Annotated in this window: 24 protein-coding genes; 3 read left to right on the forward strand and 21 right to left on the reverse strand. The window is 38.9% G+C overall.

All coding sequences use genetic code 11. The annotated features are described in order from the left end of the window. Positions 1 to 258: 258 nt before the first annotated feature. The 8 genes from BT1A1_RS10980 to rpsU form a co-directional block, all read right to left on the reverse strand. Positions 259 to 1,212: a PhoH family protein gene (locus BT1A1_RS10980; RefSeq protein ID WP_081912346.1), complete on the reverse strand. Its 954-nt coding sequence runs from the start codon at positions 1,210 to 1,212 to the stop codon at positions 259 to 261. A 14-nt stretch (positions 1,213 to 1,226) separates the two neighbouring features. Next, positions 1,227 to 2,432, reverse strand: a complete 1,206-nt coding sequence (gene yqfD / locus BT1A1_RS10985) for a sporulation protein YqfD (RefSeq protein ID WP_034771137.1) — start codon at positions 2,430 to 2,432, stop codon at positions 1,227 to 1,229. A 223-nt stretch (positions 2,433 to 2,655) separates the two neighbouring features. Then, positions 2,656 to 2,940, reverse strand: a complete 285-nt coding sequence (yqfC, locus tag BT1A1_RS10990) for a sporulation protein YqfC (RefSeq protein ID WP_034771140.1) — start codon at positions 2,938 to 2,940, stop codon at positions 2,656 to 2,658. A gap of 93 nt (positions 2,941 to 3,033) precedes the next feature. Continuing rightward, positions 3,034 to 3,534: a hypothetical protein gene (locus BT1A1_RS10995; RefSeq protein WP_034771142.1), complete on the reverse strand. Its 501-nt coding sequence runs from the start codon at positions 3,532 to 3,534 to the stop codon at positions 3,034 to 3,036. Positions 3,535 to 3,557: 23 nt separating this feature from the next. Continuing rightward, entirely contained in the window at positions 3,558 to 4,547 is a 990-nt protein-coding gene (floA, locus tag BT1A1_RS11000) for a flotillin-like protein FloA (protein WP_051989104.1), read from the reverse strand. A 31-nt stretch (positions 4,548 to 4,578) separates the two neighbouring features. After that, on the reverse strand, positions 4,579 to 5,895 hold the full coding sequence (locus tag BT1A1_RS11005; protein WP_034771145.1) for an NfeD family protein: 1,317 nt from the start codon (positions 5,893 to 5,895) through the stop codon (positions 4,579 to 4,581). Between the two features lie 159 nt (positions 5,896 to 6,054). Continuing rightward, a complete protein-coding gene (locus BT1A1_RS11010) occupies positions 6,055 to 6,501 on the reverse strand; it encodes a GatB/YqeY domain-containing protein (protein ID WP_034771149.1) in 447 nt (148 codons plus the stop codon). A gap of 12 nt (positions 6,502 to 6,513) precedes the next feature. Further along, positions 6,514 to 6,687 (reverse strand): 30S ribosomal protein S21, encoded by a 174-nt coding sequence (gene rpsU, locus BT1A1_RS11015; protein WP_033828375.1) that lies wholly within the window; start codon positions 6,685 to 6,687, stop codon positions 6,514 to 6,516. Positions 6,688 to 6,850: 163 nt separating this feature from the next. Between rpsU and BT1A1_RS11020 the strand changes: the two genes are divergently transcribed. Beyond that, entirely contained in the window at positions 6,851 to 7,777 is a 927-nt protein-coding gene (locus tag BT1A1_RS11020) for a Na/Pi symporter (protein WP_034771151.1), read from the forward strand. Positions 7,778 to 7,899: 122 nt separating this feature from the next. Here BT1A1_RS11020 and deoC read toward each other — a convergent pair whose 3' ends face one another. From deoC to gpr, 12 genes are all read right to left on the reverse strand, one after another. Further along, positions 7,900 to 8,550, reverse strand: coding sequence for a deoxyribose-phosphate aldolase (deoC, locus tag BT1A1_RS11025; protein ID WP_034771153.1), 651 nt, complete (start codon positions 8,548 to 8,550; stop codon positions 7,900 to 7,902). A 36-nt stretch (positions 8,551 to 8,586) separates the two neighbouring features. Beyond that, positions 8,587 to 9,945 carry a tRNA (N(6)-L-threonylcarbamoyladenosine(37)-C(2))-methylthiotransferase MtaB gene (gene mtaB, locus BT1A1_RS11030; protein ID WP_034771155.1) on the reverse strand — a complete coding sequence of 453 codons (1,359 nt, stop codon included), beginning with the start codon at positions 9,943 to 9,945 and terminating at the stop codon, positions 8,587 to 8,589. Positions 9,946 to 9,950: 5 nt separating this feature from the next. Further along, complete coding sequence (locus BT1A1_RS11035; protein WP_034771158.1) at positions 9,951 to 10,703, reverse strand: 16S rRNA (uracil(1498)-N(3))-methyltransferase; 753 nt, start codon at positions 10,701 to 10,703, stop codon at positions 9,951 to 9,953. A 26-nt stretch (positions 10,704 to 10,729) separates the two neighbouring features. Further along, entirely contained in the window at positions 10,730 to 11,665 is a 936-nt protein-coding gene (prmA, locus tag BT1A1_RS11040) for a 50S ribosomal protein L11 methyltransferase (protein ID WP_034771160.1), read from the reverse strand. A gap of 114 nt (positions 11,666 to 11,779) precedes the next feature. Continuing rightward, positions 11,780 to 12,916 (reverse strand): molecular chaperone DnaJ, encoded by a 1,137-nt coding sequence (gene dnaJ / locus BT1A1_RS11045; protein WP_034771164.1) that lies wholly within the window; start codon positions 12,914 to 12,916, stop codon positions 11,780 to 11,782. A gap of 228 nt (positions 12,917 to 13,144) precedes the next feature. Further along, on the reverse strand, positions 13,145 to 14,977 hold the full coding sequence (gene dnaK, locus BT1A1_RS11050) for a molecular chaperone DnaK (protein WP_034771167.1): 1,833 nt from the start codon (positions 14,975 to 14,977) through the stop codon (positions 13,145 to 13,147). Positions 14,978 to 15,007: 30 nt separating this feature from the next. After that, complete coding sequence (gene grpE / locus BT1A1_RS11055; protein ID WP_034771256.1) at positions 15,008 to 15,646, reverse strand: nucleotide exchange factor GrpE; 639 nt, start codon at positions 15,644 to 15,646, stop codon at positions 15,008 to 15,010. Positions 15,647 to 15,795: 149 nt separating this feature from the next. Continuing rightward, positions 15,796 to 16,821, reverse strand: a complete 1,026-nt coding sequence (gene hrcA, locus BT1A1_RS11060; RefSeq protein ID WP_034771169.1) for a heat-inducible transcriptional repressor HrcA — start codon at positions 16,819 to 16,821, stop codon at positions 15,796 to 15,798. Between the two features lie 126 nt (positions 16,822 to 16,947). Continuing rightward, entirely contained in the window at positions 16,948 to 18,084 is a 1,137-nt protein-coding gene (gene hemW, locus BT1A1_RS11065; protein ID WP_034771258.1) for a radical SAM family heme chaperone HemW, read from the reverse strand. Positions 18,085 to 18,157: 73 nt separating this feature from the next. After that, complete coding sequence (gene lepA / locus BT1A1_RS11070) at positions 18,158 to 19,981, reverse strand: translation elongation factor 4 (RefSeq protein ID WP_034771171.1); 1,824 nt, start codon at positions 19,979 to 19,981, stop codon at positions 18,158 to 18,160. 229 nt (positions 19,982 to 20,210) lie between these two features. Then, on the reverse strand, positions 20,211 to 20,531 hold the full coding sequence (locus BT1A1_RS11075) for a DUF3679 domain-containing protein (RefSeq protein WP_034771174.1): 321 nt from the start codon (positions 20,529 to 20,531) through the stop codon (positions 20,211 to 20,213). Positions 20,532 to 20,688: 157 nt separating this feature from the next. Continuing rightward, the gene (gene gpr / locus BT1A1_RS11080) at positions 20,689 to 21,792 is read right to left on the reverse strand and encodes a GPR endopeptidase (RefSeq protein WP_034771176.1); all 1,104 of its coding nucleotides are present in this window, start codon (positions 21,790 to 21,792) and stop codon (positions 20,689 to 20,691) included. Positions 21,793 to 22,123: 331 nt separating this feature from the next. Here gpr and rpsT point away from each other — a divergent pair, with 331 nt between their 5' ends. Beyond that, on the forward strand, positions 22,124 to 22,390 hold the full coding sequence (gene rpsT / locus BT1A1_RS11090) for a 30S ribosomal protein S20 (protein ID WP_034771180.1): 267 nt from the start codon (positions 22,124 to 22,126) through the stop codon (positions 22,388 to 22,390). A gap of 91 nt (positions 22,391 to 22,481) precedes the next feature. On the opposite strand, the gene holA is transcribed toward rpsT, so the two are convergent. Beyond that, the gene (gene holA / locus BT1A1_RS11095; protein ID WP_034771183.1) at positions 22,482 to 23,495 is read right to left on the reverse strand and encodes a DNA polymerase III subunit delta; all 1,014 of its coding nucleotides are present in this window, start codon (positions 23,493 to 23,495) and stop codon (positions 22,482 to 22,484) included. A 193-nt stretch (positions 23,496 to 23,688) separates the two neighbouring features. Here holA and BT1A1_RS17960 point away from each other — a divergent pair, with 193 nt between their 5' ends. Beyond that, positions 23,689 to 23,823: a YqzM family protein gene (locus tag BT1A1_RS17960; RefSeq protein WP_034771185.1), complete on the forward strand. Its 135-nt coding sequence runs from the start codon at positions 23,689 to 23,691 to the stop codon at positions 23,821 to 23,823. Positions 23,824 to 23,894: the final 71 nt, after the last annotated feature.

The following is a 23,894-nucleotide window of genomic DNA, read 5'->3' on the forward strand; positions in this document are numbered from 1 at the left end:
GATTTCCAGCAAGGTTGCCCGTACGATCAGTTGGAATTTTTTTGTTACAGATAAAGTGGCCGATTTTGGTTAAATCCCGATGAAAGCAATTTTTAATCAACTATTAAAGCAAAAAAGCAATGGGTTGTGAAACCTATCGCAAGCCAAGAGAAAATCTAATTATTAATAAAATGCAAAAGAGGCTGTCCGCTTAACCCGACAACCGTAACGAACCACCCCATAACCTTCAACGATTGCCGGGTATTTTTTGGTACAGCCTTAATTTGTATCAAAATGCTCGTACGCATGAATAATCTTCGCAACTAATGGATGGCGTACAACATCACTTTCTTCCAAATAAACGAAAGCAATATCCGGGATGTTCTTTAAAATCTTTTCCACCGACGAAAGACCAGAATGTATCCCACGTGGTAAGTCAATTTGTGTTAAGTCCCCGGTAATGACCATTTTTGAACCAAAACCGAGTCTTGTTAAAAACATCTTCATTTGCGCCTGCGTTGTATTTTGTGCTTCATCAAGAATAACAAAAGCATCGTCTAGTGTACGGCCACGCATATAAGCAAGCGGAGCAATTTCAATCGATCCGCGTTCGATTAATCTTTGGGTATGTTCTTGTCCAAGGACATCATGAAGTGCATCATATAATGGTCTTAAATAAGGATCAACTTTTTCTTTTAAGTCCCCAGGCAAAAACCCTAAACTTTCTCCCGCTTCCACAGCCGGACGGGTTAAAATGATTCGCTTCACCAGATTATTTTTTAGCGCATGAACGGCCAATACAACTGCCAAATAAGTTTTTCCTGTACCGGCCGGGCCAATTCCGAAAACAAGATCATGATTTTTTATTGAATGAACATATTGACGCTGACCCAATGTCTTTACACGAATCGGTTTTCCTTTTGCATTCCTCGTAATTTCTTCTTTATATAATTCATTAAAATATTCGATTGTCCCCTGTTTTTCCATTTGTAAGGCTAATGAAACATCACGAGGGCTAATCGTAATTCCTTTTTTAACATTTTGGTGAAGGGCGTTTATAATATGTTTCGCCGATTGGATATTCGCTTCTTCACCTGTAATCCGGATCACTTCACCTCTTGTCGTGATCGAAACACCCAACTCATTTTCAATCAGTTTCAAATGGCTGTCTGCTGTTCCGAATAAAACAATCGGATTTTCTAAATCATCTAAAGGATATTCTAGTGTATTCAAAAATGACAACACCCCTAATTTTGAATAATTGGCTCTTCTTGCGGAATAATCGGTTCTTCTTTTGCAATATTTTCAATCACATCGTAAGTTACCAATAATTTTAATTTACCATTCTCTACCTTTTCATGCAAAACTTTTTCTTCCACAATTTTAGCATCTTTCGGGATCGATTCAATGACATTCTTCTTTGCAATGGATAAAGCCAATTGTTTTGCTTCTTCCTCATTATATGCTTTTTCATGAATTTCGACTTCCCGAATGGTAGTTTTCTCAATAGCTATAGGCAACGTCCATTTTAAAAACTTTATCGCCGTCTCGTCTTGCTCTTGTTGTTTATTTTGATATTGCACTTTTTTAAATCCCCAAATCGGTATCGATAAATGACCGATTTTAATTGCCGTCCGTCTCACTTCATTACCAGTCATTAATTCAAATTGATTGTGTAATTGAACCTCCACTTCGGTATCATACCATGTTTTACCGAAAATTTCTCCCTTAGCAGATACATATTGAGGTTCATCCTCTTTGCCGATAATCCCAGAGACTAAAAGCTGACCCGGTTTGACAAAATCATGAACAGAAATGACAGGCTGTCCTTTTTCAACGAAATAATCTACAATGACAGCCTCTTTTTTCGCAACGAGATGCTGAGGACCTTTTTTCTCCTGTGGTTCCGGCTGCTCTTTTTCAACCACTTGAAAATGATAGGTTGTCCCTTTTAACTCCACACCAATCCAAGTAATATCTTCATTCATATTGGAAAGCTTTCGCTGAATGGTTTCCGGGTCATCAATAAAAAATTGAAATCCACCTTTTCTTACTCCTAGTTGTTTCAATTGATTGGTGATTTTATACTCTACTTCCGGACTTGCACCTTTTATTTCAATTTTCCAAATCATATTGGATAATAGTAGCACAATAAAGAGGGCAATGACGGCACCGAGCAAAAAACCTGCATTTTTCTTTAATCTTTTCAAGTAGAAAGGAAACCCTGCTTTTTTAATAAATCTAACTTTTACTTGATGATAATGAACGGCTTGTCTAAGAAAGGGAACGTCTTTTATAAACATTTGGAATGTGACTGCATTAGGCTCGACACGTTTAACATTCCAAATTTGTACCTTATCCCTGGTTAGTTGGTTGATAAAACGCTCCATTCCTTTCCCTTCAATTTTTACGGTTAAATGACCCGATAATTTGTGAAACCATAAATTTTTCATAACCTCACCCCATCTGCCAACCTTCTTTTTGCCGATCAAGTGAAGATTCTATCTACACTTGAACGGCTCTCTTCGCCGAGTTCTTATATGTACATCCCATTCGTGCAAGTGGTATTCAAGCCATCCAGCGGTTTTGCCCCCGCCGAATGGTTGTTGTTCTGATATAAAGAGCCCCAGTTAGACTTGAAAAAACGGGCAAATAGTAAACTCTGCCGAATAGTATTTACTCTGGTATAAAGAGCACCTGTTCAATTTTCCCTTCCAACAATATTTCTTCAGGTAAAATCGTTTTAATGACAAATGCTTTTCCTTTAATCAATAATTGCCCTTGACTTAATAAAATACGGATTTCTTTATCTGAAAAGGAGAGTAGTCCCTTATGATTTTCAATATAAATATGAATTTGTCCCACCATGGTTATCCGGGGAAAATCCATCATAACATCTTCCGGGAGATCCAGCTGATTTGTAATCCATCTGCGCATTTTCTGTCTCCATTTTTTCGCCAAAAAAGAAACCCCCTTTCATTCATAATTATGAATGGAAAGAGGGTTCTAGCACTATTTTTCTTATTTCATTTTATTTCAAAGTAAGGAAGCACATTATATCTTATTATTTGGGCGAAACGGCTTTTTGGCACGAGGGGGTCCTAATATTTCTGACCATATAATACCCTCAACGACTTTATGAGCAGATCGGTTTGGCAATGGTTGAGAAGCCATTGCTTGCTTCCTTGATAATTCTGTTTTTAAGTTTGTATATTCCTGCTGGAGCTGCTTTGTTGTTTGAGCGGTTTGGACTACCTCTGTTTTCTTTTCCTCAATCACCGGCCTTATTTTTTTCGCTTGCTGAGTGACGGTCGGCAGATGTTTTTGAACTTCTTGTCTTAATTTCTCTTCCATTTCCCGTTTTAATACGTCAAAAGGTTTTTCTTTTTTCTCTGTCGTTTTCTCAGCTTGCCGTATATCTTTCTTCCCGGGCGGAAGGGGGTTTATCGGTTTAGTTGATGTATCTTTATTATTTTCTTTCCTTCCAAGTAAAGAAAGAATCCCGCCTATAATTATGATTACAAGAGGTATATTATTCAATATAAATTCGATCATGAGGGAATTCCCCCTTCATCTTTCTACTTTTTATCTTGATCATTATTCACATCAGTTGCTTTACTAATTGATTGTCTCATGTCGGTATCAGCCATGATATTTTTATAATTCATATAATCCATAACACCGAGATTTCCCGATTTTAGTGCGTCTGCCAAAGCAAGCGGAACTTGGGATTCTGCTTCCACCACTTTTGCTCTCATTTCTTGAACACGAGCCACCATTTCTTGTTCAGTAGCAACAGCCATGGCCCTGCGTTCTTCTGCTTTTGCCTGAGCAATTTTCTTATCGGCCTCAGCTTGGTCCGTTTGCAACATCGCACCGATATTTTTACCGATATCAACGTCGGCAATATCAATCGATAGAATTTCAAAGGCAGTTCCGGCATCTAAACCTTTTTTCAAAACAGTTTGTGAAATTAAATCAGGGTTTTCAAGTACGGCTTTATGGTCTCTTGATCCCCCAATTGTACTGACGATCCCTTCACCAACACGGGCAATAATCGTTTCTTCACCGGCACCACCGACGAGACGATCAATATTAGCCCGAACGGTAATTCTTGCCTTTGCTTTCACTTCAATGCCATCCAAGGCAACCCCGGAAATAAACGGTGTTTCAATCACTTTCGGGTTAACGCTCATTTGTACGGCTTCCAATACATCCCGTCCTGCCAAGTCGATCGCTGCACAACGTTCAAAGGTCAAATCAATATTTGCTCTTTGGGCGGCAATCAGTGCATTGACAACACGGTCGACATTTCCTCCGGCCAAATAATGACTTTCCAATTGGTTAATCCCGACAGGCAAACCGGCTTTATGGGCTTTAATTAACGGATTAACGATTCGGCCCGGAATAACTCTTCTCAGGCGCATCCCAACTAATGTAAAAATACTTACCCTTACCCCTGCAGCTAAAGCGGAAATCCAGAGTGCCACCGGAATAAAGGATAATAATAAAACGAGAAAAATAATAATTATCGCTGCAAAAATTAATGGAACAAAATTAAAGGGCATGAATGATCCTCCTTTTTATATGTTAAATAATTTAATCAACCAGTTCACGAACAACGATACGAACGCCTTCTACCTCCACAACCTCAACACGAGCACCGCTATTGATAAAGCCGCCTTCTGTCACCGCATCAATGCGCTCATTATCAATAATGATGGTCCCCGATGGGCGCAGCGGGGTGAGGGCTATACCTGTTTTTCCTAACAAATCTGTTCTTGACGCATTTGAGACATAACCTTTTTCTGTACTTGTTGAATCACTCAACACAATCTTATTGAACACTTTGATTTTTTTCCCAAAAAACTTCATTAGAATCACCATCGCCGTTATTGCAACTGCTATTGCAATGAATAAACTTATGCTCATAAAAACAATACTTTTCCCGGCTAAAATGATGGAAAATAAAATACTTCCCAGACCGAGAAATCCGACAATACCCCCGGGAACAAATAATTCAACAACAATTAATATTATACCTAAAATAAATAAAATTAGCGATTCATATCCGGCGAGTCCAGCAATATAATGTCCGTAGAAAAATAAGAGCAGTGAAGTCAGACCGGCAATTCCCGGAAGACCAAAACCCGGTGAATAAAGTTCAATGACTAACCCGAGACTGGCAATGGTCAATAAAATCGGGACTATAAACGGATTTGTTACAAATTCAGCAATCCGCTCCGACCAGGATTTATTTACCTGTTTGATTTCTGCATTTTCGTACCCTAATGTATTCAACAGCTCATTTTTATTTGCAACAATTCCTTCTGCATAACCGACTTCAACACTTTGGGCGGCAGTCAAAGTCAATAATTTTCCTTTTGGAGCGCCGTATTCCGGAAGATCAATGGAATCATCCGCCATCGCCATCGCATAAATGGGATCTCTACCGTTTTGTTCGGCAGCCGATTTCATTGCCGCCAGCCAATAACTTTGTGCTTTTTGATCTGCGGCATTTCCGTTTTGTGTGATGACTGCAGCAGCACCGATCGTTGCATTGGGGACCATATAAATTTCATCCATATTCAATGCAATATATGCACCGGCCGATAAAGCATCATGGTTGATAAAGGCGATTGTTTTCACATCCGTATCGCCTAAAATTTTTGCAATATCTGAAGCTGCGTCAACCGCTCCACCCGGTGTATGGATTTCAAAAATGATCGCATTAGCTTGATTTTCTTCGGCAGTGGAAATGGCACGCCCGATAAACTCGGATAGACCTTTCGTTACTTCACTATCAATCTTAGCATAATAAACAAGATCATTATTCGCATCTGTTTCATGGAAGGTCATTAACAGAAACGGGAGTAAAATCAGAAGAAAACTTAACCGTAAAATCTTCTTATGCAAAGCAATGCCTCCCTTCTTTTCAAAGGTTAACTTATAATACGGATGGGAGCGAAAATGGTTTCATTTTTTATAAATAATTATAGAAGCGGTTTTTAAATGAAAAAGGCTGTCCATGGATAAGACAAAATGGACAACCTTTTTTATCTATGAAAGCTGTATCTATTTTGATAACTCGCTTACAACAATTTTGTTCACGAGCGAACCATCAGCTTTTCCTTTTACTTTCGGCATAACAACTGCCATGACTTTCCCCATATCGGATTTAGAAGAAGCATCCACTTCCCGGATAGCCTCTTTGACGATTTCTTTTATTTCATCTTCAGTTAATTGTTCAGGCATATATTCTTTGACATAAGTAAGTTCTGTATTGATTTTTTCAGCTAAGTCCGTCCGACCTGCTTTTTCAAATTCATGGAGGGAATCTTTTCGTTGTTTGACTTCACGTGAAAGAACGGTAATCTCTTCCTCTTCGGATAATTCTTTGCCAAGCTTAATCGCTTCATTTTGCAAAGCCGCTTTAATCATCCGAATGACTGAGAGTTTTTCCTTTTCCTTGTTCTTCATCGCGTGTTTCATATCTTCATTTAAACGTTCGAGAAGACTCATTTTTACACCCTCTTACCATTTCCGTTTTCTAGCAGCTTCAGACTTTTTCTTCCGTCTTACGCTTGGCTTCTCGTAAAATTCGCGTTTTCTAACTTCTTGCAGCGTACCCGTTTTTGATACTTGACGTTTGAAACGACGCAATGCATCATCAAGGGATTCATTTTTACGAACGACTGTTTTTGACATATCTTTCCCTCCCTCCGAACAAAACACCTTACATCAAACACATGGGAAATTCCATGTACCTACAAAATTATAATAAAAAAATCAAGTTTGGTCAACTAATCAACGTCAAATTTTGATGACATGTTTTCTCCCGCCTGACAATAAAATGGAATGGGGTGAGGACATGCTATCAATTTTCCAGTTTATTTTATATATATTGCTATTTATCGGCGGTATGACGGTCATGCGTACCGGTTTAATGAATATTTCCGGAAAAATAATGAAGGAGTGGCTGCTGAGGTTCACTTCAACTCCTTTTAAAGGTTTGCTATTTGGAATATTAATTACCGTGCTGTTACAAAGCAGTTCGGCCGTTATGATCTTAACTGTTGGATTTATTTCCGCCGGTCTGTTATCATTTCCGCAGTCAATCGGTATTATTCTTGGGACGAATATCGGGACGACTGCAACGGTTGAATTTTTAGCCTATGGGACCGATGAAATGATTATCCCCTTGTTAATCTTAGGCAGTATTTTTATATTAATTCCGATGACGAAAGCGCGGAATATCGGTTTGTTTTTTTATGGGTTAGGCGCCATTTTTTTGGCCATGTTCGGTTTTGAACATTTAGCAGCCCCTTTGGCAGACAGTGACGCCATCCGGCCTTTGATCGCAAATGTTAACAACAGTGTACTCGTTTCCGCAATTGTCGGATGTATTTTAACAGCGATTATTCAATCGAGTACAGCGATGACCGGTATTGCCATGGGTTTTATGAATGCAAACATCGTAAATCTGCCCGCTGCGATTGCCTTAATGCTCGGTTCGAATATTGGAACATGCCTTGATGCATATATCGCCAGTATTGGTGGAGGACGGGAAGCGAAATTATCCGTCTATGCCCATATTTGGTTAAACGTGGTCGGTGTTCTGTTGTTTCTTCCATTTACGGAAACGTTTGCCAAGTATATGGAGCATCTAAGCCTCATTCCGGAAAAACAGTTAGCCCACGCCAGTGTTGTTTTTAATATTGTTGTTTCACTCCTTGTCCTGCCGTTTGCAAAACCATTCGCTGCGTTTATTGAAAATTTGCACGGTAATAAAAGATAATGTAATTCAGTGGTATAGCTCCGGTTTCGTCGACAGTTTCGCGCAAATAAGCGAAAGACAGACGTACTATCTAAAAAAAGAACCCAAACTACTCAAAGAAAGAGTAATTTGGGTGCTTACGGTTATTTCCATTCTTTTACAATAGCAACACCGGAACTTGCGCCAATCCGACTGGCTCCGGCTTCAATCATCGCTTTGGCATCGGCGGCAGTTCTGACACCGCCGGAAGCTTTCACACCAATCTCAGGTCCAACCGTTTCACGCATTAATTGAATATCACCGGCAGTCGCACCGCCAGTTGAAAAACCGGTTGATGTTTTTACATAATCAGCACCCGCTTCGACCGCTAATCGGCAAGCGGTTTTTTTCTCATCATCGGTTAACAAACTGGTTTCAATAATGACTTTTACTAACGCTTGACCTTTTGCTGCATTGACAACCGCTTCAATATCGTTTTTTACGGCGGCAAGATCACCGCTTTTTAACGCACCGATATTAATGACCATATCGACTTCTTTGGCACCATTATGGATTGCATTGACTGTTTCAAAAGCCTTCGTTTCTGATGTTGTCGCACCTAACGGGAAGCCAATTACTGTACAAACTTTCACATCAGAGCCTTCCAAAATGTTAGCGGCAAATGAAACCCAAGTTGGATTCACACATACTGAGAAAAAGCCATATTCTTTCGCTTCATTACATAATGTTTCAATTTGACTTTTGGTCGCATCCGCTTTAAGTAAAGTGTGATCAATATATTTTGCAATTTCCATGGTTGTTCGCTCCTTTAGGAAAAATTTGCTATCCGGTTAAATAATTAGTTTTTCACTTGCAACATATGTTTCGTTGTCGATAACCCGGGCAAATTGACCTTCACAGTATGGATAACCGGCTTTGGTAATTTTCACGCGGACAATTTTCCCAAGCATATCTTCCGTTGCAGGGAAAACTACTTTCAAATAGTTATCAGAATGACCTTCGTATAAACCGCTATTTGGGTCTTCCTTGTAAGGTTCTTCCGGGATTACATCCAATACCTCCCCTTCAAAACGAGAGGCATATTCTTTCGCTAACTGATCCGATAAGGCAATCAAGCGATGGACCCGTTCTTCTTTCACTGCTTCATCAATTTGGTTTTCCATACGGGCGGCAGGGGTTCCGGTCCGTTTTGAGTACGGGAATACATGGAGTTCTGCATATTTATGTTTTTTAATAAAATTATACGTTTCCATGAACTCTTCTTCTGTTTCACCCGGAAAACCGACAATGACATCGGAAGTTACCGCCAAATCCGGTACAGCCTTTTTCAATTTCAATAATCTTTCTTCGTATTCGGCCATGGTGTATTTTCTTCTCATTCGTTTCAACACGGTGTCAGAACCGGATTGGAGCGGAATATGCATATGGCGCACAATAACTTTTGACTTTTCAATCACATCAATCACTTCATCTGTCAGTTGGCTGGCTTCAATGGAAGAAATGCGCAATCGTTTTAAACGGGGCACTTGCTCTTCTAAGTCTTTTAAGAGCATCGCTAAATTATAATCCTTTAAGTCTTGACCGTAACCACCAGTATGTATTCCGGTTAACACGATTTCATTATATCCCGCATCAACAAGAGTTTGAGCCTGCCGGATGACTTCTTTCGGATCGCGGGAACGCATTAATCCTCTTGCCCAAGGAATGATGCAGAACGTACAAAAGTTATTGCAGCCTTCTTGAATCTTCAAGGTAGCACGATGACGGTCGGTAAAATATGGAACGCTCATTTCTTCATAGACACGGTTTTTCATAATATTACGAACGGCATTGATCGGTTTCCGCACCTTACGATATTGCTCAATGTAATCCAGCATTTTTAACCGGTCTTGCGTACCGATGACAATGTCAACACCGGGAATTTCCATAATTTCTGCAGGTGAGGTCTGTGCATAGCAACCGGTAACACAAATAACGGCATCCGGATTTTGCCGAATTGCACGACGGATTACCTGCCTGCTTTTCTTATCACCGGTATTGGTAACTGTACAAGTATTAATGACATACACATCCGAGTTTTGTTCAAACTCCACACGTTCATACCCATTTTGTTTAAACAGCTGCCAAATCGCCTCTGTTTCGTAATGGTTTACTTTACATCCAAGTGTATAAAAAGCGACGGTAGACAAACAGATCACCTCAATAATTCAAAATAAAATGATATCGCAGCCAGTGCATACAAAGGTGCAGTTTCAGCCCTAAGAATCCTTGGACCAAGGCCGCATACGATAAAGTCATTCGCCTTTAATGCATCGATCTCAGCTTTTGAGAATCCTCCCTCCGGACCAGAAACAAAAAGGAGAGCCTCACCCGCTTGCAACTCTTTTAATGTTTGGGGGAGTTGTTCACGGTGATGATTTCGCCCCTCCTCCTCATAGGCGACTATCTTTTTTTCATATGATTGACTAATTAATAATAATTCTTGAAAGGAAACAGGTTCTAAACATTTCGGAATCATGGTTCGTTCCGATTGTTCAGCAGCTTCTTTGGCAATTTTTTGCCAACGTTCCAATCGTCGCTTCCTTTTCTTTTCTTCCAATTTTACAATGGAACGTTCGGAAGTAAATGGAAGAAACGCAGCGGCTCCCAATTCAGTTCCCTTCTGAACTACTATATCGAATTTGTCCCCTTTTAGCAACCCGCCGGCAACTGTAACCTTGATCGGCAGCTCACGAACTTCATCGCGAACCGAAACCACTTTTGCTTCAAGAACATCCGGTAAAATGTTGGCTATTTCACATATGGCGGTCTGCCCATTAGGGAACACAACGTCGATTTTACTCCCAACTGTCATCCGCATAACCCGAACAATATGGTGGAAATCATCCCCGCGAATCTCGATTTTTCCATTTTCATATTCATTGTTTTCCAGAAAATAACGTTGCACTGTCTGTTCACACTTTCTAAAGCAGATTATTTTTTGGCAATAAAAGTGATCCAATCTTCCATAACTAACGTTTCCTCAATTGTAAAACCGGCTTGTAAAAGGGCGTCTTCTACTTCTTTCCGTTTTTGGTTGATAATGCCGGATGTAATGAAATAGCCGCCATCCTTTAATAAAGCATGTGCATCATTTGTAAACCGGAGAATAATTTCAGCTAACAAATTTCCGACAATAATATTGGCCTTTTGATTAATCCCGTCCAATAAATTATTTTGTTTAACCGTTACTTTCGCGTCAACTTTATTCAATTTCACATTCAATTTGGCGCTCTGAACAGCGATTTCATCTAAATCAAGCGCCAATACTTCATCCGCCTGTAGAAGGGCTGCTGCAATACTTAAAACACCGGAGCCTGTGCCGACATCAATGACGAAATCACCGGGTTTTACCGTCCGTTCCAGCGCCTGAATACTCATGACGGTTGTCGGATGTGTCCCGGTTCCAAAGGCCATGCCCGGATCAAGTTCAATAATGAGTTCATCGGTCTTAACAGGCTCATATTCTTCCCAAGTTGGAACAATCGTAAATTTACTTGAAATTTTGACCGGATGGTAATATTTTTTCCAAGCTGTGGCCCATTCTTCCTCATGGACTTCACTGATTGTCACTTTATTTTTTCCAATATCAATATTAAATAAAATCAAGTTGTTTATAGCCTGTTTAATTTCTTCAACCGTTTCCCCAAGAAAGCTGTTAACCGGTAAATATGCCTTCATAATAACACCTTCATCAGGGTAATCATGAGGATCCAATTCGTAAATTTCACCAAACTGATCTTTTCGCTCTTTATACAGTTCGAATGAATCCTCAATGACGATTCCGCTCGCACCAGCCTCATATAAAATATTCGAAATTGGCTCAACCGCTTCATTTGTCGTATGGATGCTTATTTCAGACCATTTCATTTGAAACAACCCCTCTTAATCATGTGACTTTTCCTGTCCGATTGTTGTTTTAGTCCAGTCACGATTTTTATCAATTTGCAGCTAAAAGTAATCATTCATCTGAATAGAGTCTAATTATTCGCCTTTAAATGCCCGCTTCACTTTTTCAAAAAAAGTATCTGTTTGTTCATCAGGAGTCTTTCCGCTAATTTCAGCAAATTCACGAAGGAGTTGTTTTTGTTTCTCTGTTAATTTTGTGGGCGTAACAATTCGAACAATTACATGCTGGTCACCCGGTGTTGTGCTGCGGACACTTTTCACACCTTTACCACGGAGACGGAATTTTGTATTTGTTTGTGTACCTGCAGGAATTTTTAATTTGACCTTGCCATAAAGTGTTGGAACCTCAATTTCATCCCCTAAAGCAGCTTGGACAAACGAAATTGGCATTTCACAATAAATATCATCGCTGTCCCTTTCAAAAAACTCATGTTCTTTTACTTGAAAGATGATATACAAATCACCATTTGGTCCCCCGTTAATTCCGGGCTCACCCTTACCGGCAACACGTAATTGTTGACCATTATCAATACCGGCTGGAATTTTTATATGAATTTTTTTCCGCTTTTTCACTTTCCCGGTACCGTGACATGTCGGGCATTTATGTTTGATTACCTGACCCGTTCCTCCGCAGTGATGACATACCCTTCGATTGACGATACGGCCAAAAGGTGTATTTTGTTCTGTACTAATTTGCCCACTGCCATGACAGTACGGACATTCTTCCGGATGAGTACCCGGTTTTGCGCCGGAACCGTGACAAGTCGAACATTCTTCTTCCCTTGGAATTTCAATATCTGTTTCCTTACCAAAAACTGCTTCTTCAAATGTAAGCGTCATCGTATATTGAAGATCGGCCCCTTGCCTTGGTGCATTCGGATTACGACGTCTCGTACTTCCTCCACCGAAAAATGTATTCAAAATATCTTCAAAACCGCCGAACCCGGCATCACTGAAGCCGCCAAATCCACCAAATCCGTCAAAGTCCTGATTAGCTCCGGCATGTCCAAATTGGTCATATTGGGCTCTTTTCGTATCATCACTTAAAACCTCGTAAGCTTCACTAATCTCCTTGAATTTTTCATCTGCACCGGGCTCTTTATTAATATCAGGATGGTATTGCTTCGATAATTTCCGGTAAGCACGTTTAATTTCATCTTTTGATGCATCTTTACTTACACCGAGGATCTCATAATAATCCCGTTTAGCCATTCTTTCCACTCCCCGAACATTTTCACATACAAATTATTCTAACACCGCTGGAAGATAATTAGCAACTGATAAAAGATTTTAATGAACCTTCCATCAGATGTGCCTTCATGCCCGTTCTTGCCGGGGATCAAATCCCCACTAATAAGGGCAATACTGCAAAAAGTCAAAGCCAAGTGAACTTGACTTTGACTTTTTAGAAGTTTACCACTACCCTGTTAGAATACTACATTATTTATCATCATTAACTTCTTCAAAATCAGCATCGACAACATTATCATCTTTTCCCGATGATTGATTTTCTTTATTTGTTTCGGCACCTTGTGTACCGGCTCCGGCTTGTTGATATAACTTCATTGAAATGTCTTGGATAATTTGTTGTAACGCATCTTTTTTCGCACGAATGTCATCTAAATTATTGCTTTCAATTGCTTTTTTCAATTCATCTTTTGCCTCTTGTGCTTTTTTCACATCACCGGCATCCACTTTTCCTTCTACTTCTTTTAGTGTTTTTTCAGTCGTGAAGACGAGTTGATCAGCTTCATTGCGAAGTTCTGCCTCTTCTTTCCGTTTCTTGTCTGCTTCCGCATTTCGTTCCGCTTCTTTAACCATCCGTTCAATTTCTTCATCAGAAAGCCCTGAATTCGATTGAATGGTAATCTTTTGTTGTTTTCCAGTACCTAAATCTTTTGCACTGACATTGACGATTCCATTCTTATCGATATCGAATGTAACTTCAATTTGTGGCACGCCACGTGGTGCAGGTGGAATATCAGTCAATTGGAAACGACCTAATGTCTTGTTATCGGCTGCCATTGGACGTTCACCTTGCAACACATGAATATCTACTGCCGTTTGATTGTCGGCAGCGGTTGAGAAAATTTGCGATTTTGATGTAGGAATCGTCGTATTCCGTTCGATTAATTTTGTAAACACGCCACCCATCGTTTCAATACCTAGCGAAAGTGGTGTAACGTCAAGTAATACGATATCTTTTACGTCACCGGAAATAACACCGCCTTGGATAGCTGCTCCCATAGCAACCACTTCATCCGGGTTGACACCTTTATGCGGTTCTTTTCCTGTTTCCTTCCGAACTGCTTCTTGTACAGCAGGAATTCTTGTCGATCCACCGACTAAAATAACTTTATCAATATCGTTTGCTGATAAGCCGGCATCTTCCAAAGCTCTGCGAACCGGGCCCATTGTTCTTTCAACTAAATGCGCAGTCAATTCATCAAATTTTGCCCGGGTCAAAGTTACATCAAGATGGAGCGGACCACTTGGACCGGCTGTAATAAATGGTAATGAAATTTGTGTACTTGATACACCGGATAAATCCTTTTTCGCTTTTTCCGCGGCATCTTTTAATCTTTGTAATGCCATTTTATCTTGAGACAAATCAATTCCGTTTTCTTTTTTAAATTCATCAACTAGGTAATCGATAATGGCTTGGTCAAAGTCATCTCCACCAAGATGGTTATCTCCGGCAGTTGAAATAACTTCAAATACCCCGTCACCAAGTTCAAGAATGGACACGTCGAATGTACCGCCGCCTAAGTCGAATACAAGAATTTTTTCTTCATGATCAGTTTTATCCAAACCGTAAGCAAGTGCGGCCGCAGTCGGTTCGTTGATAATCCGTTCGACTTCCAATCCAGCAATCTTACCGGCGTCTTTTGTTGCCTGTCTTTGTGCATCATTAAAATAGGCAGGCACTGTAATGACAGCTTTTGTAACCGGTTCTCCCAAATAACTTTCCGCATATGATTTTAAATGCTGTAAAATGATGGCGGAAATCTCTTGAGGTGTATAATCTTTTCCTTCAATATTTACTTTATGATTTGTTCCCATATGCCGTTTAATCGAAATGACTGTGTTTGGGTTCGTAATTGCCTGACGTTTGGCAATTTCCCCCACTTGCCGTTCCCCATTTTTAAAAGCAACGACCGATGGAGTTGTTCTTCCACCTTCAGGGTTTGGAATAACAACAGGTTCCCCGCCTTCCAAAACAGCAACACAAGAGTTTGTTGTACCTAAGTCTATACCAATAATTTTACTCATAGTTTCATCCTCCATTCACTTGAATATGTACTACTGATTCACTTTAACCATCGCCGGACGAATCACCCGGTCTTTCAATCGATATCCTTTTTGGAATTCTTCAAGAACAATATTCGATTTGACTTGTTCATCTGAACCTTGCATAACGGCATGATGTTCATGCGGATCAAATTCTTTCCCAACGGATTCAATTGGTTCGATTCCCTCTTTTTTAAATGCCTCAAGCATTCCTTTATAAACCATTTCCATCCCTTGCAACAGTGCCTTTGCATCTTCACTTGTTACATTTGTTTGAAGGGCACGTTCAAAGTTATCAACAACAGTTAATAATTCCGTTGCAAGTGGCTGGGAACGATATTTTTCGATGGCCTCGATTTCATTTCGTGTTCGCTTTCGATAATTATCAAAATCAGCTTGAACACGGATCAGTCGATTATCTTTTTCATCCAATTCTTTCTCTAACTGTTCAATCTTTGCTTTCAATTCGGCGGTTTCATCTGTCACTTCATCCTGGTGGTTTTCATCTGTTTGTTGTTCAGCTGATGTGTCCGTCTTATCTCCCTCAGCAAAGATTGGTTCGACTTGTTCATTTTGAAACTTTTTTTCTTCTTGCTGTTCATTCGAATTTGTTTTCACTTCTTTTTCTTCATCCACACTTCTTTCCTCCATCTTAACCTGTTTTTTATCCTCCGCCACTACATCCACCTCCTGGTAAACTTGCTTCTAAAAATATACAAACAATTATATCCGCACGTACCGGAAATGGAAACGTGCGGAGAAGAATTGATTCCATTTTCTTTTAGCCAAAATTTGAACCATCAGAGATCATATAGCTTTGTTAGTGTAACGGTCATATTTTTGCTCAGTAGATTTAACAGACTAATCACTTTGGAATAGTGCATCCGCTTAGGGCCTAATATGGCAATCGTCCCAACCTGTTCTTCACCAATACTATATGTGGCCGTAATTAAACTGCAATCATCCATCACCGGAATTTTATTTTCCGAACCAATTTTTACATGGATACCAAAAGGCGTTTGTTTTAAAATTTGATAAAAATCATTTTCCTCTTCCATTAAACTCATAATTCCTTGGATTTTCTCGATGTCTTGAAACTCCGGCTGCTTCAACATATTGGTTTTACCGCCGTAGTACAGTTTTTCATTCGATGGAACGGATAATACATCCAATAAAGATCTGAGCATTGCTTCATAATTATGGACATTTTCTTTAATTAAAGTGACAACTTCATTTATTAACTTTGATTGCAATTCAAGAATTGGCATTCCTACAAGTCGTTCATTCAATATATTTACGGTTTTTTCAAGGTCAGAAGAATTAACCGATTTGGGCAAAGAAAACAGTTTGTGTTCTAAATGCCCTTTATTTGTAACAATAACGGCAATGGCAGTCTCAGCGTTAAGCGGGATAATTTGAAATCTGTTTAATTTATTATCCTCTACTGTTGGACCTAAGACGATCGCTGTATACTCCGTTAATTCCGATAAAACTTTCGCGGCATTTTGGATAACTTTTTCCATTTCATAAATTTCCGTAAAAAGGTCATTAATCCTTTTAATCTCTTTATGACTTACCTTTTCAGGGGAAAGCAAATGATCGACATAAAAGCGATATCCTTTTTCGGAAGGGACCCGCCCGGAAGATGTATGGGTTTTTTCAATAAAACCTAATTCTTCCAAGTCTGCCATTTCATTACGAATGGTTGCCGAACTGAAAGAAATGCCTTTCTTTTTCGCTAAACTCCTTGACCCAACCGGATGTGCAGAACGAATAAAGTCATCAATTATGATTTGCAATATTAACAATTGACGCTCTGTTAACATTACGATCACTCCTTTTAGCACTCATCTAATGGGAGTGCTAAATCTATATATAAATTAACAAATTATCGTAAATATGTCAATTCATGAGCAGAGATTGACCGATTAGGTAAACTTTATTTACTTGGATTAGTCTTTAATAAATTGTTGGAAGACTATATTCCCCAACATCCTTCCCCGATTTGTTAATTGGATCTCATCCTCATTGATCTGAAGCAACCCGTCTTGGATTAATTTTTCAATTTCCTCTCGATAATATTCCAGTACATCGATACTAAACTTTTGATAAAACTTTTTTTGTGAAACTCCGGCCGTTTTTCTTAACCCCAAAAACATTTCTTCTTCCATTTGCTCTTTAACTGTCAATGAAATTTCTTCCCGGATTGGCAACCGTCCCTTTTCGATTGCTTTCAAGTAGTGATTAATAGGACCTATATTCGATCGCCTTTTCCCATTGATATAACTGTGGGCACCGGCTCCAAATCCGTAATAATGATCATTGTCCCAATAAACAAGATTATGTTTACTTTTAAAGCCTTTTTTTGCGTAATTGCTTATTTCGTATTGATGGTATCCATGGCTCTCCATCTGTTCCATGATCATTTGATACATCGTTGCTTCCTCATCCTCGGAAGGAAGCGGCAATTTTCCCCTATTCATCAAATTATAAAAAATTGTTTTCGGTTCAACAATCAGGGAATAGGCAGAGCAATGCTCAATATCAAGCTTAAAAAATTCATTGAGAGCAAATTCCACGTCTTGAATCGTTTGATTTGGCAATGCATACATTAAATCAATGCTAATATTGGTAAAGCCCTGTTGTTTTGCTGATTCGATTGTTTTGTAGATATCTTCTACTTTATGGTTTCTGCCAATTGCCTTCAACAAGTTATTATTGAATGATTGAACACCTATACTTAAACGATTAACCCCGTAATTTTTTAAGATTTTCAGCTTTTCCACGGTCAAGTCTCCTGGGTTGGCCTCAATCGTAAATTCAATCTCTTTTTCAACATCAATGAAACAATTGATAGTTTGCATTAAATATTCCAATTGTTTTTCATTTAGCGCTGTCGGTGTCCCACCACCAATAAACACAGTTTCCACATTTTCCGGAGGCAAATTTGCAAATGTTTTTTCCATTTCGGTTTTTAGTGCTTTTAAATAATCATCGACCGGCTGGCCCTTTAAAAAAACTTTATTAAAATCACAGTAATGGCAAATCTGCGTACAAAACGGAATGTGTATATATACTGCTTTCGGCAAAAAAATCACCATCTTTCTTAAGTACAAAGAGGTTAGTATGGATGTTCCACCTAACCTCTCCGGTTCCGTCAAACTACTTATCGTCAATTTTCAAAACAGCCATAAATGCTTCTTGCGGGATTTCTACCGATCCGACTTGTTTCATTCGTTTTTTTCCTTCTTTTTGTTTCTCAAGGAGTTTCCTTTTCCGGGAAATGTCCCCACCGTAACATTTGGCTAAAACATTTTTTCTCATCGCTTTAATGGTCGAGCGGGCAATAATTTTTGTACCGATTGCTGCCTGGACCGGCACTTCAAATTGTTGACGCGGGATTAATTCTTTTAATTTCTCAACAATGACTCTGCCCCGGTCGTATGCAGAATCCCGGTGAACGATGAAACTAAGCGCATCAACCCGTTCGCCGTTCAATAAAATATCCATTTTCACTAATTTCGAAGGTTTATATCCGATTAATTCATAATCAAAAGATGCATAACCTTTTGTGCTGGATTTTAATTGATCAAAGAAATCATAGACAATTTCGGATAATGGAATTTCATAAGTGATCGTCACACGTGTTTCGTCTAAATATTGCATATCAATGAATATTCCGCGTTTATTTTGGCACAGTTCCATAATCGCACCGACATAATCATTTGGGGCCATAATTGATGCCTTTACATACGGTTCTTCAATTCGTTCAATTTTTTGCGGGTCCGGCATATTGGACGGATTATCTACTTGAATGGACGCCCCGTCGGTTAACTGGACATGATAGATAACACTTGGCGCTGTCGTAATCAGATCAATTTTGAATTCCCGTTCAATTCGCTCTTGAATAATTTCCATATGTAAAAGACCGAGGAAACCGCAACGGAATCCGAATCCAAGTGCTTGGGACGTTTCCGGTTCAAATTGCAGGGCGGCATCATTCAATTGTAATTTTTCCAACGCATCACGAAGATCATTATATTTTGCTGTATCAATCGGATACATACCACAGAACACCATCGGATTCATTTTTCGATAACCCGGCAACGGTTCTTTGGCAGGATTTACTGCACTTGTAATCGTATCCCCGACGCGTGTATCACCAACATGTTTAATCGAGGCGGTCAAATAACCGACATCGCCGACAGTTAATTCATCTCGTTTGACCGGTTTCGGCGAGTTGACCCCAAGCTCAGTCACTTCAAATTCTTTTCCAGTCGACATCATTTTGATTTTATCGCCGACCTTAACCGAACCTTCGACAATTCGAATCAGGGCAATAACACCGCGGTACGGGTCATAGACGGAATCGAAAATCAGTGCTTGCAGCGGGGCATCCGGATCGCCAATTGGTGCAGGGATTTTTTCGACAACTTGTTCTAGTATTTCTTCAATCCCGATTCCTGCTTTAGCCGAAGCTAACACTGCTTCACTGGCATCCAGTCCGATAACATTTTCTATTTCTTGACGGACTCGCTCCGGTTCTGCACTTGGCAAATCTATTTTATTAATGACCGGAAGAATTTCCAGATCGTTATCTATCGCTAAATACACATTCGCCAATGTTTGAGCCTCGATTCCCTGTGCCGCATCGACAACAAGGACAGCTCCCTCACAAGCGGCTAAACTTCTCGATACTTCATATGTAAAATCAACATGTCCCGGTGTATCAATCAGGTGAAAAATATATTCTTCCCCATCTTTCGCTTTATAAGTGAGTTCTACAGCGTTTAATTTAATTGTAATCCCACGTTCCCGTTCCAAATCCATTGAATCCAGTAACTGGTCTTTCATTTCTCGCTCGGCAACCGTATTTGTTTTTTCTAAAATTCGATCAGCTAATGTCGATTTGCCGTGATCAATATGGGCAATAATCGAAAAATTACGGATGCGTTCCTGTCGTTTTAACTTTTCTTCTCGATTCATTTTCGTTCACTCCTGTAAACTGGACAAAGTCACTAGCTTTGATTATATCAATACATTTTTCCATATTCAATGGAAACCAATTGATGATTTTAAAGAAAAGTGCCAATATCAACCGGAGCTAGACAATAAAACGAATCCATAGTTTTTCACTACCTTTTTATCCTTTTTTCGGTTCATGGATAAGAAAAAACTGTTCAAAGAGCCGGGTTGCCTCTCTGAACAGTTTTTATTATGAAAACAATGAAGATATCATTTTTTGCAGAAAATCGGTAAATGTTTTTGCCATGTCTGTAAATAGATTATAGGTGTTTAACTCTTCCAACGCCTTTTTCTTTTCTTCCAGGTCATGACTTGTCACTTTCTCACCAAGGATGGTTGCTTCGTACTCTCCATAATCTTCTGCCTCTTGAACGGATATGACGGAGGAAAATGTGCCATCATCAAAGCCTTTCATCTCCTTTAGGCCGTGATTTGCCTCTTGAAAGCCGATAATGACTCCAATAAATAATATACTTATGAGAAGCATTGTTTTTAAAAGAAAACGAAACATATCCATCACCTCGTTTTATCCTGTTTTAACCGAAACTTCCCACTAGACGATAATTCAAAGTCCGGTAACAAAGCTTGTGAAAATAGTACTTGCAAAAAACACTGTTACTATAAAATATGCGATGTTAGTAGAAAACATTACGAGATTCCACCTAGTTTTAATGTGTTGAAAAATTCGCTCTGGTTTCATCCAAACTTGGATGTAATGCTTGATTGAGTCCGCCGGCAATCAAGTTTGCCATCCGTTCTATGAAAACATCAACTTCTTTCGGTGTAACCATCAAATTATGACCTGTCGGCGATAAAACCTCACGAATCAGTGACCGTTTTTCTTCCTCTTCCAATGTACCGATGATCCCTAGAAACGTTTTCCGTTCCTCTTCACCGGGTAAATCTTCATCCGTATATACTTTCCTCTCACCAAAAGTAAGTCCCGCCGGCGCTAAAGAACGGGATGGACGGTTACCTTCTTTCATTTCCCGGCCAAAATGTTTGAGCAGGAAATCAATCGTGTCGCTCGTAATGGAAACGGCATCGACAACAGTTGGAATTCCGATGGCTATAACCGGGATCCCGAATGTTTCCTTACTTAATTCTTTCCGTTTGTTACCGACGCCGGACCCCGGATGAATACCGGTATCTGAAATTTGTATCGTCGTATTCACTCTTTCAATGGAGCGGGAAGCAAGCGCATCAATGACAATGATAAAATCAGGCTTTATTTTTTGAACAACACCAAAAATAATATCGCTTGTTTCAATCCCCGTAATTCCCATTACACCCGGTGCAATGGCACTTACCGACCGGTATCCCTCTTGAACGGTTTCCGGTTGAAATTCAAACAAATGTCTTGTAACGACAATATTCTCACATACAATTGGGCCCAATGCATCAGGGGTTACATTCCAATTTCCGAGACCGACGATTAAACAAGTTGCATCACTGCCAATCTGTTGATTTGCTAAAAAGTTTTTAAACTCCTTGACAAAAATATTTTTCGTCATCTGTTCATATTCACTATTGGCTTGTCTAATCGCCTGACTTTCAATCGTTAAATAATGCCCTGCTTTTTTTCCAATCGATTTACTTCCTTCATCGGTAATGGTAACTTCGGAAATTTTCACATCTTGTTCGGTTCTTTCTTTAATAATCACGCCCTTAAGATCTGAATCCAGTTGTTGCCCTTGTTGCTCGACAACCATCTCCTTTGCTTCAATAGCCAAATCCGTGCGCACTGAAAAATTCTCTATTTCTTGTTTCATTTCTTTATCTCCTTTCAATATCTTTCAAAAACAGATCACTATTATTAAGGGGAAGTTCAATTTGTGTAGGTTCTTTATCCTTACAGATTATTTGTGTAAAAAGGCAATCGTTAGCTTTTTTTCTCAATGAAGCAATACAAAAGCATAGGAAAAATTTATAGATAAATACTCTTCTTTCTATCATTTCCAAATAATTGGATTTCATTCGATATCAGCTTTCCTTTTTTCAGTATTGCATTCACAGTCATCATTTGGTAAAATAGCAGTTGTTCTTTATGATGTTCTATTAAAAAGTTATTTAACCGTCTAGCTTTATTGGGAGGTGAAAAAATTGGCAAACATTAAATCTGCTATTAAACGAATTAAAACGAATAAGAAAAGTACTGCGATTAATACATCACAAAAATCTGCCATGCGTACAGCAATTAAAAAAGTTGAAGTTGCTGTAACAAGCAATGATGCTGCAGCTGCCAAAGAAGCATTAACTAGTGCAATTCGTAAAATTGACAAAGCTGCTTCCAAAGGCTTAATTCATAAAAACGCAGCAAATCGTCATAAATCACGTTTAACGAAAAAAGTGAACTCATTAAACGCATAATGGATTTTTGAAAATTTGGTAACTCACACCAAATTTTCTTTTTCTATATAAGCTTTGAGCCAGGCATTTTAACAGCCTGGCTCACTTATTATTACGTCAAGTATTTAAAGAAAAAGATTTCTAATAATGATTCTTTATTTCCAAAACCTGTTTTCATTTGGTAGTCGATGTCTGCCAACTCATCAATCATGGCTAAAAATTTTTCTTCATCAAATCTGTTTGCTTGGGATATTGCCAATTTCACCCGATAAGGATGCGATCTTAAAATCCGTGCAACCTTTTGTTCTCCATACCCTTGTTTTATTAATGATTTCACCTGAGCAATAAAACGAATTTGGCTTGCAATGACAGCCAGTATTTTAATCGGTTCCTCATTTTGCTTTAACAAATCATGATAAATTTCTAATGTTTGGTCCAATTGTTGATGAACAAATTTATCAACAAGAACAAAAATATTATTTTCTAATGATTTTGGGACGAGTAACTGAATCATCTCTTCATCGATTATTTTCCCGTCACTGTATAAAAAGATTTTTTCCAATTCGTGATTTAATATCGTCAAATTTTGGCCGGTAAACTGATAGAGTAATTCTACGGCATTTGGGGTTATTTCAAATCCATTTTCCGTAATACGCTGCCGAATCCAATCTTTTGTATCTTTTTCCGAAAATTTGGCTTCAAGGACAACGGCATTTTTTAACAAATATTTAGTTATTTTCTTCCGTTCATCCAGTTTTTTATAAGGAGCAATTAAAATGAGTATCGTAGACGGAACCGGATTCATTATATATTCTTCAAACACCTTCACATTGTGGTCGACTTTTTCTTTTCCCTTTTCAGCCGTTAAAAAATAAGGATTGTGCATAATGACAACTTTCCGTTCGCCAAGGAAAGGAATCGTTTGACAGTCTTCTACAGCCGATTCGACGGTCGTTTCTTCTAAATCATAGATCGATAGATTAAATTCACGTTCCTCTTCCGTCAATGCCGCATCAATCATATATTTCTTTGTTTCATTTATTAAAAAATCCTCACTCCCATATAATAAATACAACGGGGAAAATTTTCCTTTCTTGATATCTTTCCATATGTTTAAAAACACCATAATCTCTCCGTTCTTCTGACATGTTTCTTTTATCGTAAATAAAATTCCTTCTTTTCACAAGGGTTAAGTAAAGATTATTAAGGGCAAAACCGAAAAAATATGGAAATGAGTTTTGGTTCCTTCACAATTAATGAAAGATGTAGATTTTTAGAAAAATTCCATGTATACTAGAATTGATTGAGGAGGGGTGTATGTGAACGAATTTGAACAAGATGTCCAATCAAAAAGAAATGATTTTATCGATTCTGCTGTTGGGTTCATTGTTTCATTTGGATTTTTTGCAACAATCTTCATCCTTGCCGGAGTTATTAAAGCAATCGGTTCTTAAAAAACAGGGGTATCAAAAAGGTGACAACTTTTGATACCCCTTACAATTTTTATCTGGATGAAAAGTGAATT

Source organism: Caldibacillus thermoamylovorans (assembly GCF_000751775.1).
GTDB classification, from domain to species: domain Bacteria; phylum Bacillota; class Bacilli; order Bacillales; family Caldibacillaceae; genus Caldifermentibacillus; species Caldifermentibacillus hisashii.

Coding starts and splice junctions, on each gene's coding strand:
- yqfD (WP_034771137.1), bottom strand. CDS start 2,432: ATGAAAAATTTATGGTTTCACAAATTATCGGGTCATTTAACCGTAAAA.
- BT1A1_RS10995 (WP_034771142.1), bottom strand. CDS start 3,534: ATGATCGAATTTATATTGAATAATATACCTCTTGTAATCATAATTATA.
- floA (WP_051989104.1), bottom strand. CDS start 4,547: ATGCCCTTTAATTTTGTTCCATTAATTTTTGCAGCGATAATTATTATT.
- BT1A1_RS11010 (WP_034771149.1), bottom strand. CDS start 6,501: ATGAGTCTTCTCGAACGTTTAAATGAAGATATGAAACACGCGATGAAG.
- rpsU (WP_033828375.1), bottom strand. CDS start 6,687: ATGTCAAAAACAGTCGTTCGTAAAAATGAATCCCTTGATGATGCATTG.
- BT1A1_RS11020 (WP_034771151.1), top strand. CDS start 6,851: ATGCTATCAATTTTCCAGTTTATTTTATATATATTGCTATTTATCGGC.
- deoC (WP_034771153.1), bottom strand. CDS start 8,550: ATGGAAATTGCAAAATATATTGATCACACTTTACTTAAAGCGGATGCG.
- prmA (WP_034771160.1), bottom strand. CDS start 11,665: ATGAAATGGTCTGAAATAAGCATCCATACGACAAATGAAGCGGTTGAG.
- dnaJ (WP_034771164.1), bottom strand. CDS start 12,916: ATGGCTAAACGGGATTATTATGAGATCCTCGGTGTAAGTAAAGATGCA.
- dnaK (WP_034771167.1), bottom strand. CDS start 14,977: ATGAGTAAAATTATTGGTATAGACTTAGGTACAACAAACTCTTGTGTT.
- grpE (WP_034771256.1), bottom strand. CDS start 15,646: ATGGAGGAAAGAAGTGTGGATGAAGAAAAAGAAGTGAAAACAAATTCG.
- hrcA (WP_034771169.1), bottom strand. CDS start 16,821: ATGTTAACAGAGCGTCAATTGTTAATATTGCAAATCATAATTGATGAC.
- lepA (WP_034771171.1), bottom strand. CDS start 19,981: ATGAATCGAGAAGAAAAGTTAAAACGACAGGAACGCATCCGTAATTTT.
- BT1A1_RS11075 (WP_034771174.1), bottom strand. CDS start 20,531: ATGTTTCGTTTTCTTTTAAAAACAATGCTTCTCATAAGTATATTATTT.
- gpr (WP_034771176.1), bottom strand. CDS start 21,792: ATGAAACAAGAAATAGAGAATTTTTCAGTGCGCACGGATTTGGCTATT.
- holA (WP_034771183.1), bottom strand. CDS start 23,495: ATGGTGTTTTTAAACATATGGAAAGATATCAAGAAAGGAAAATTTTCC.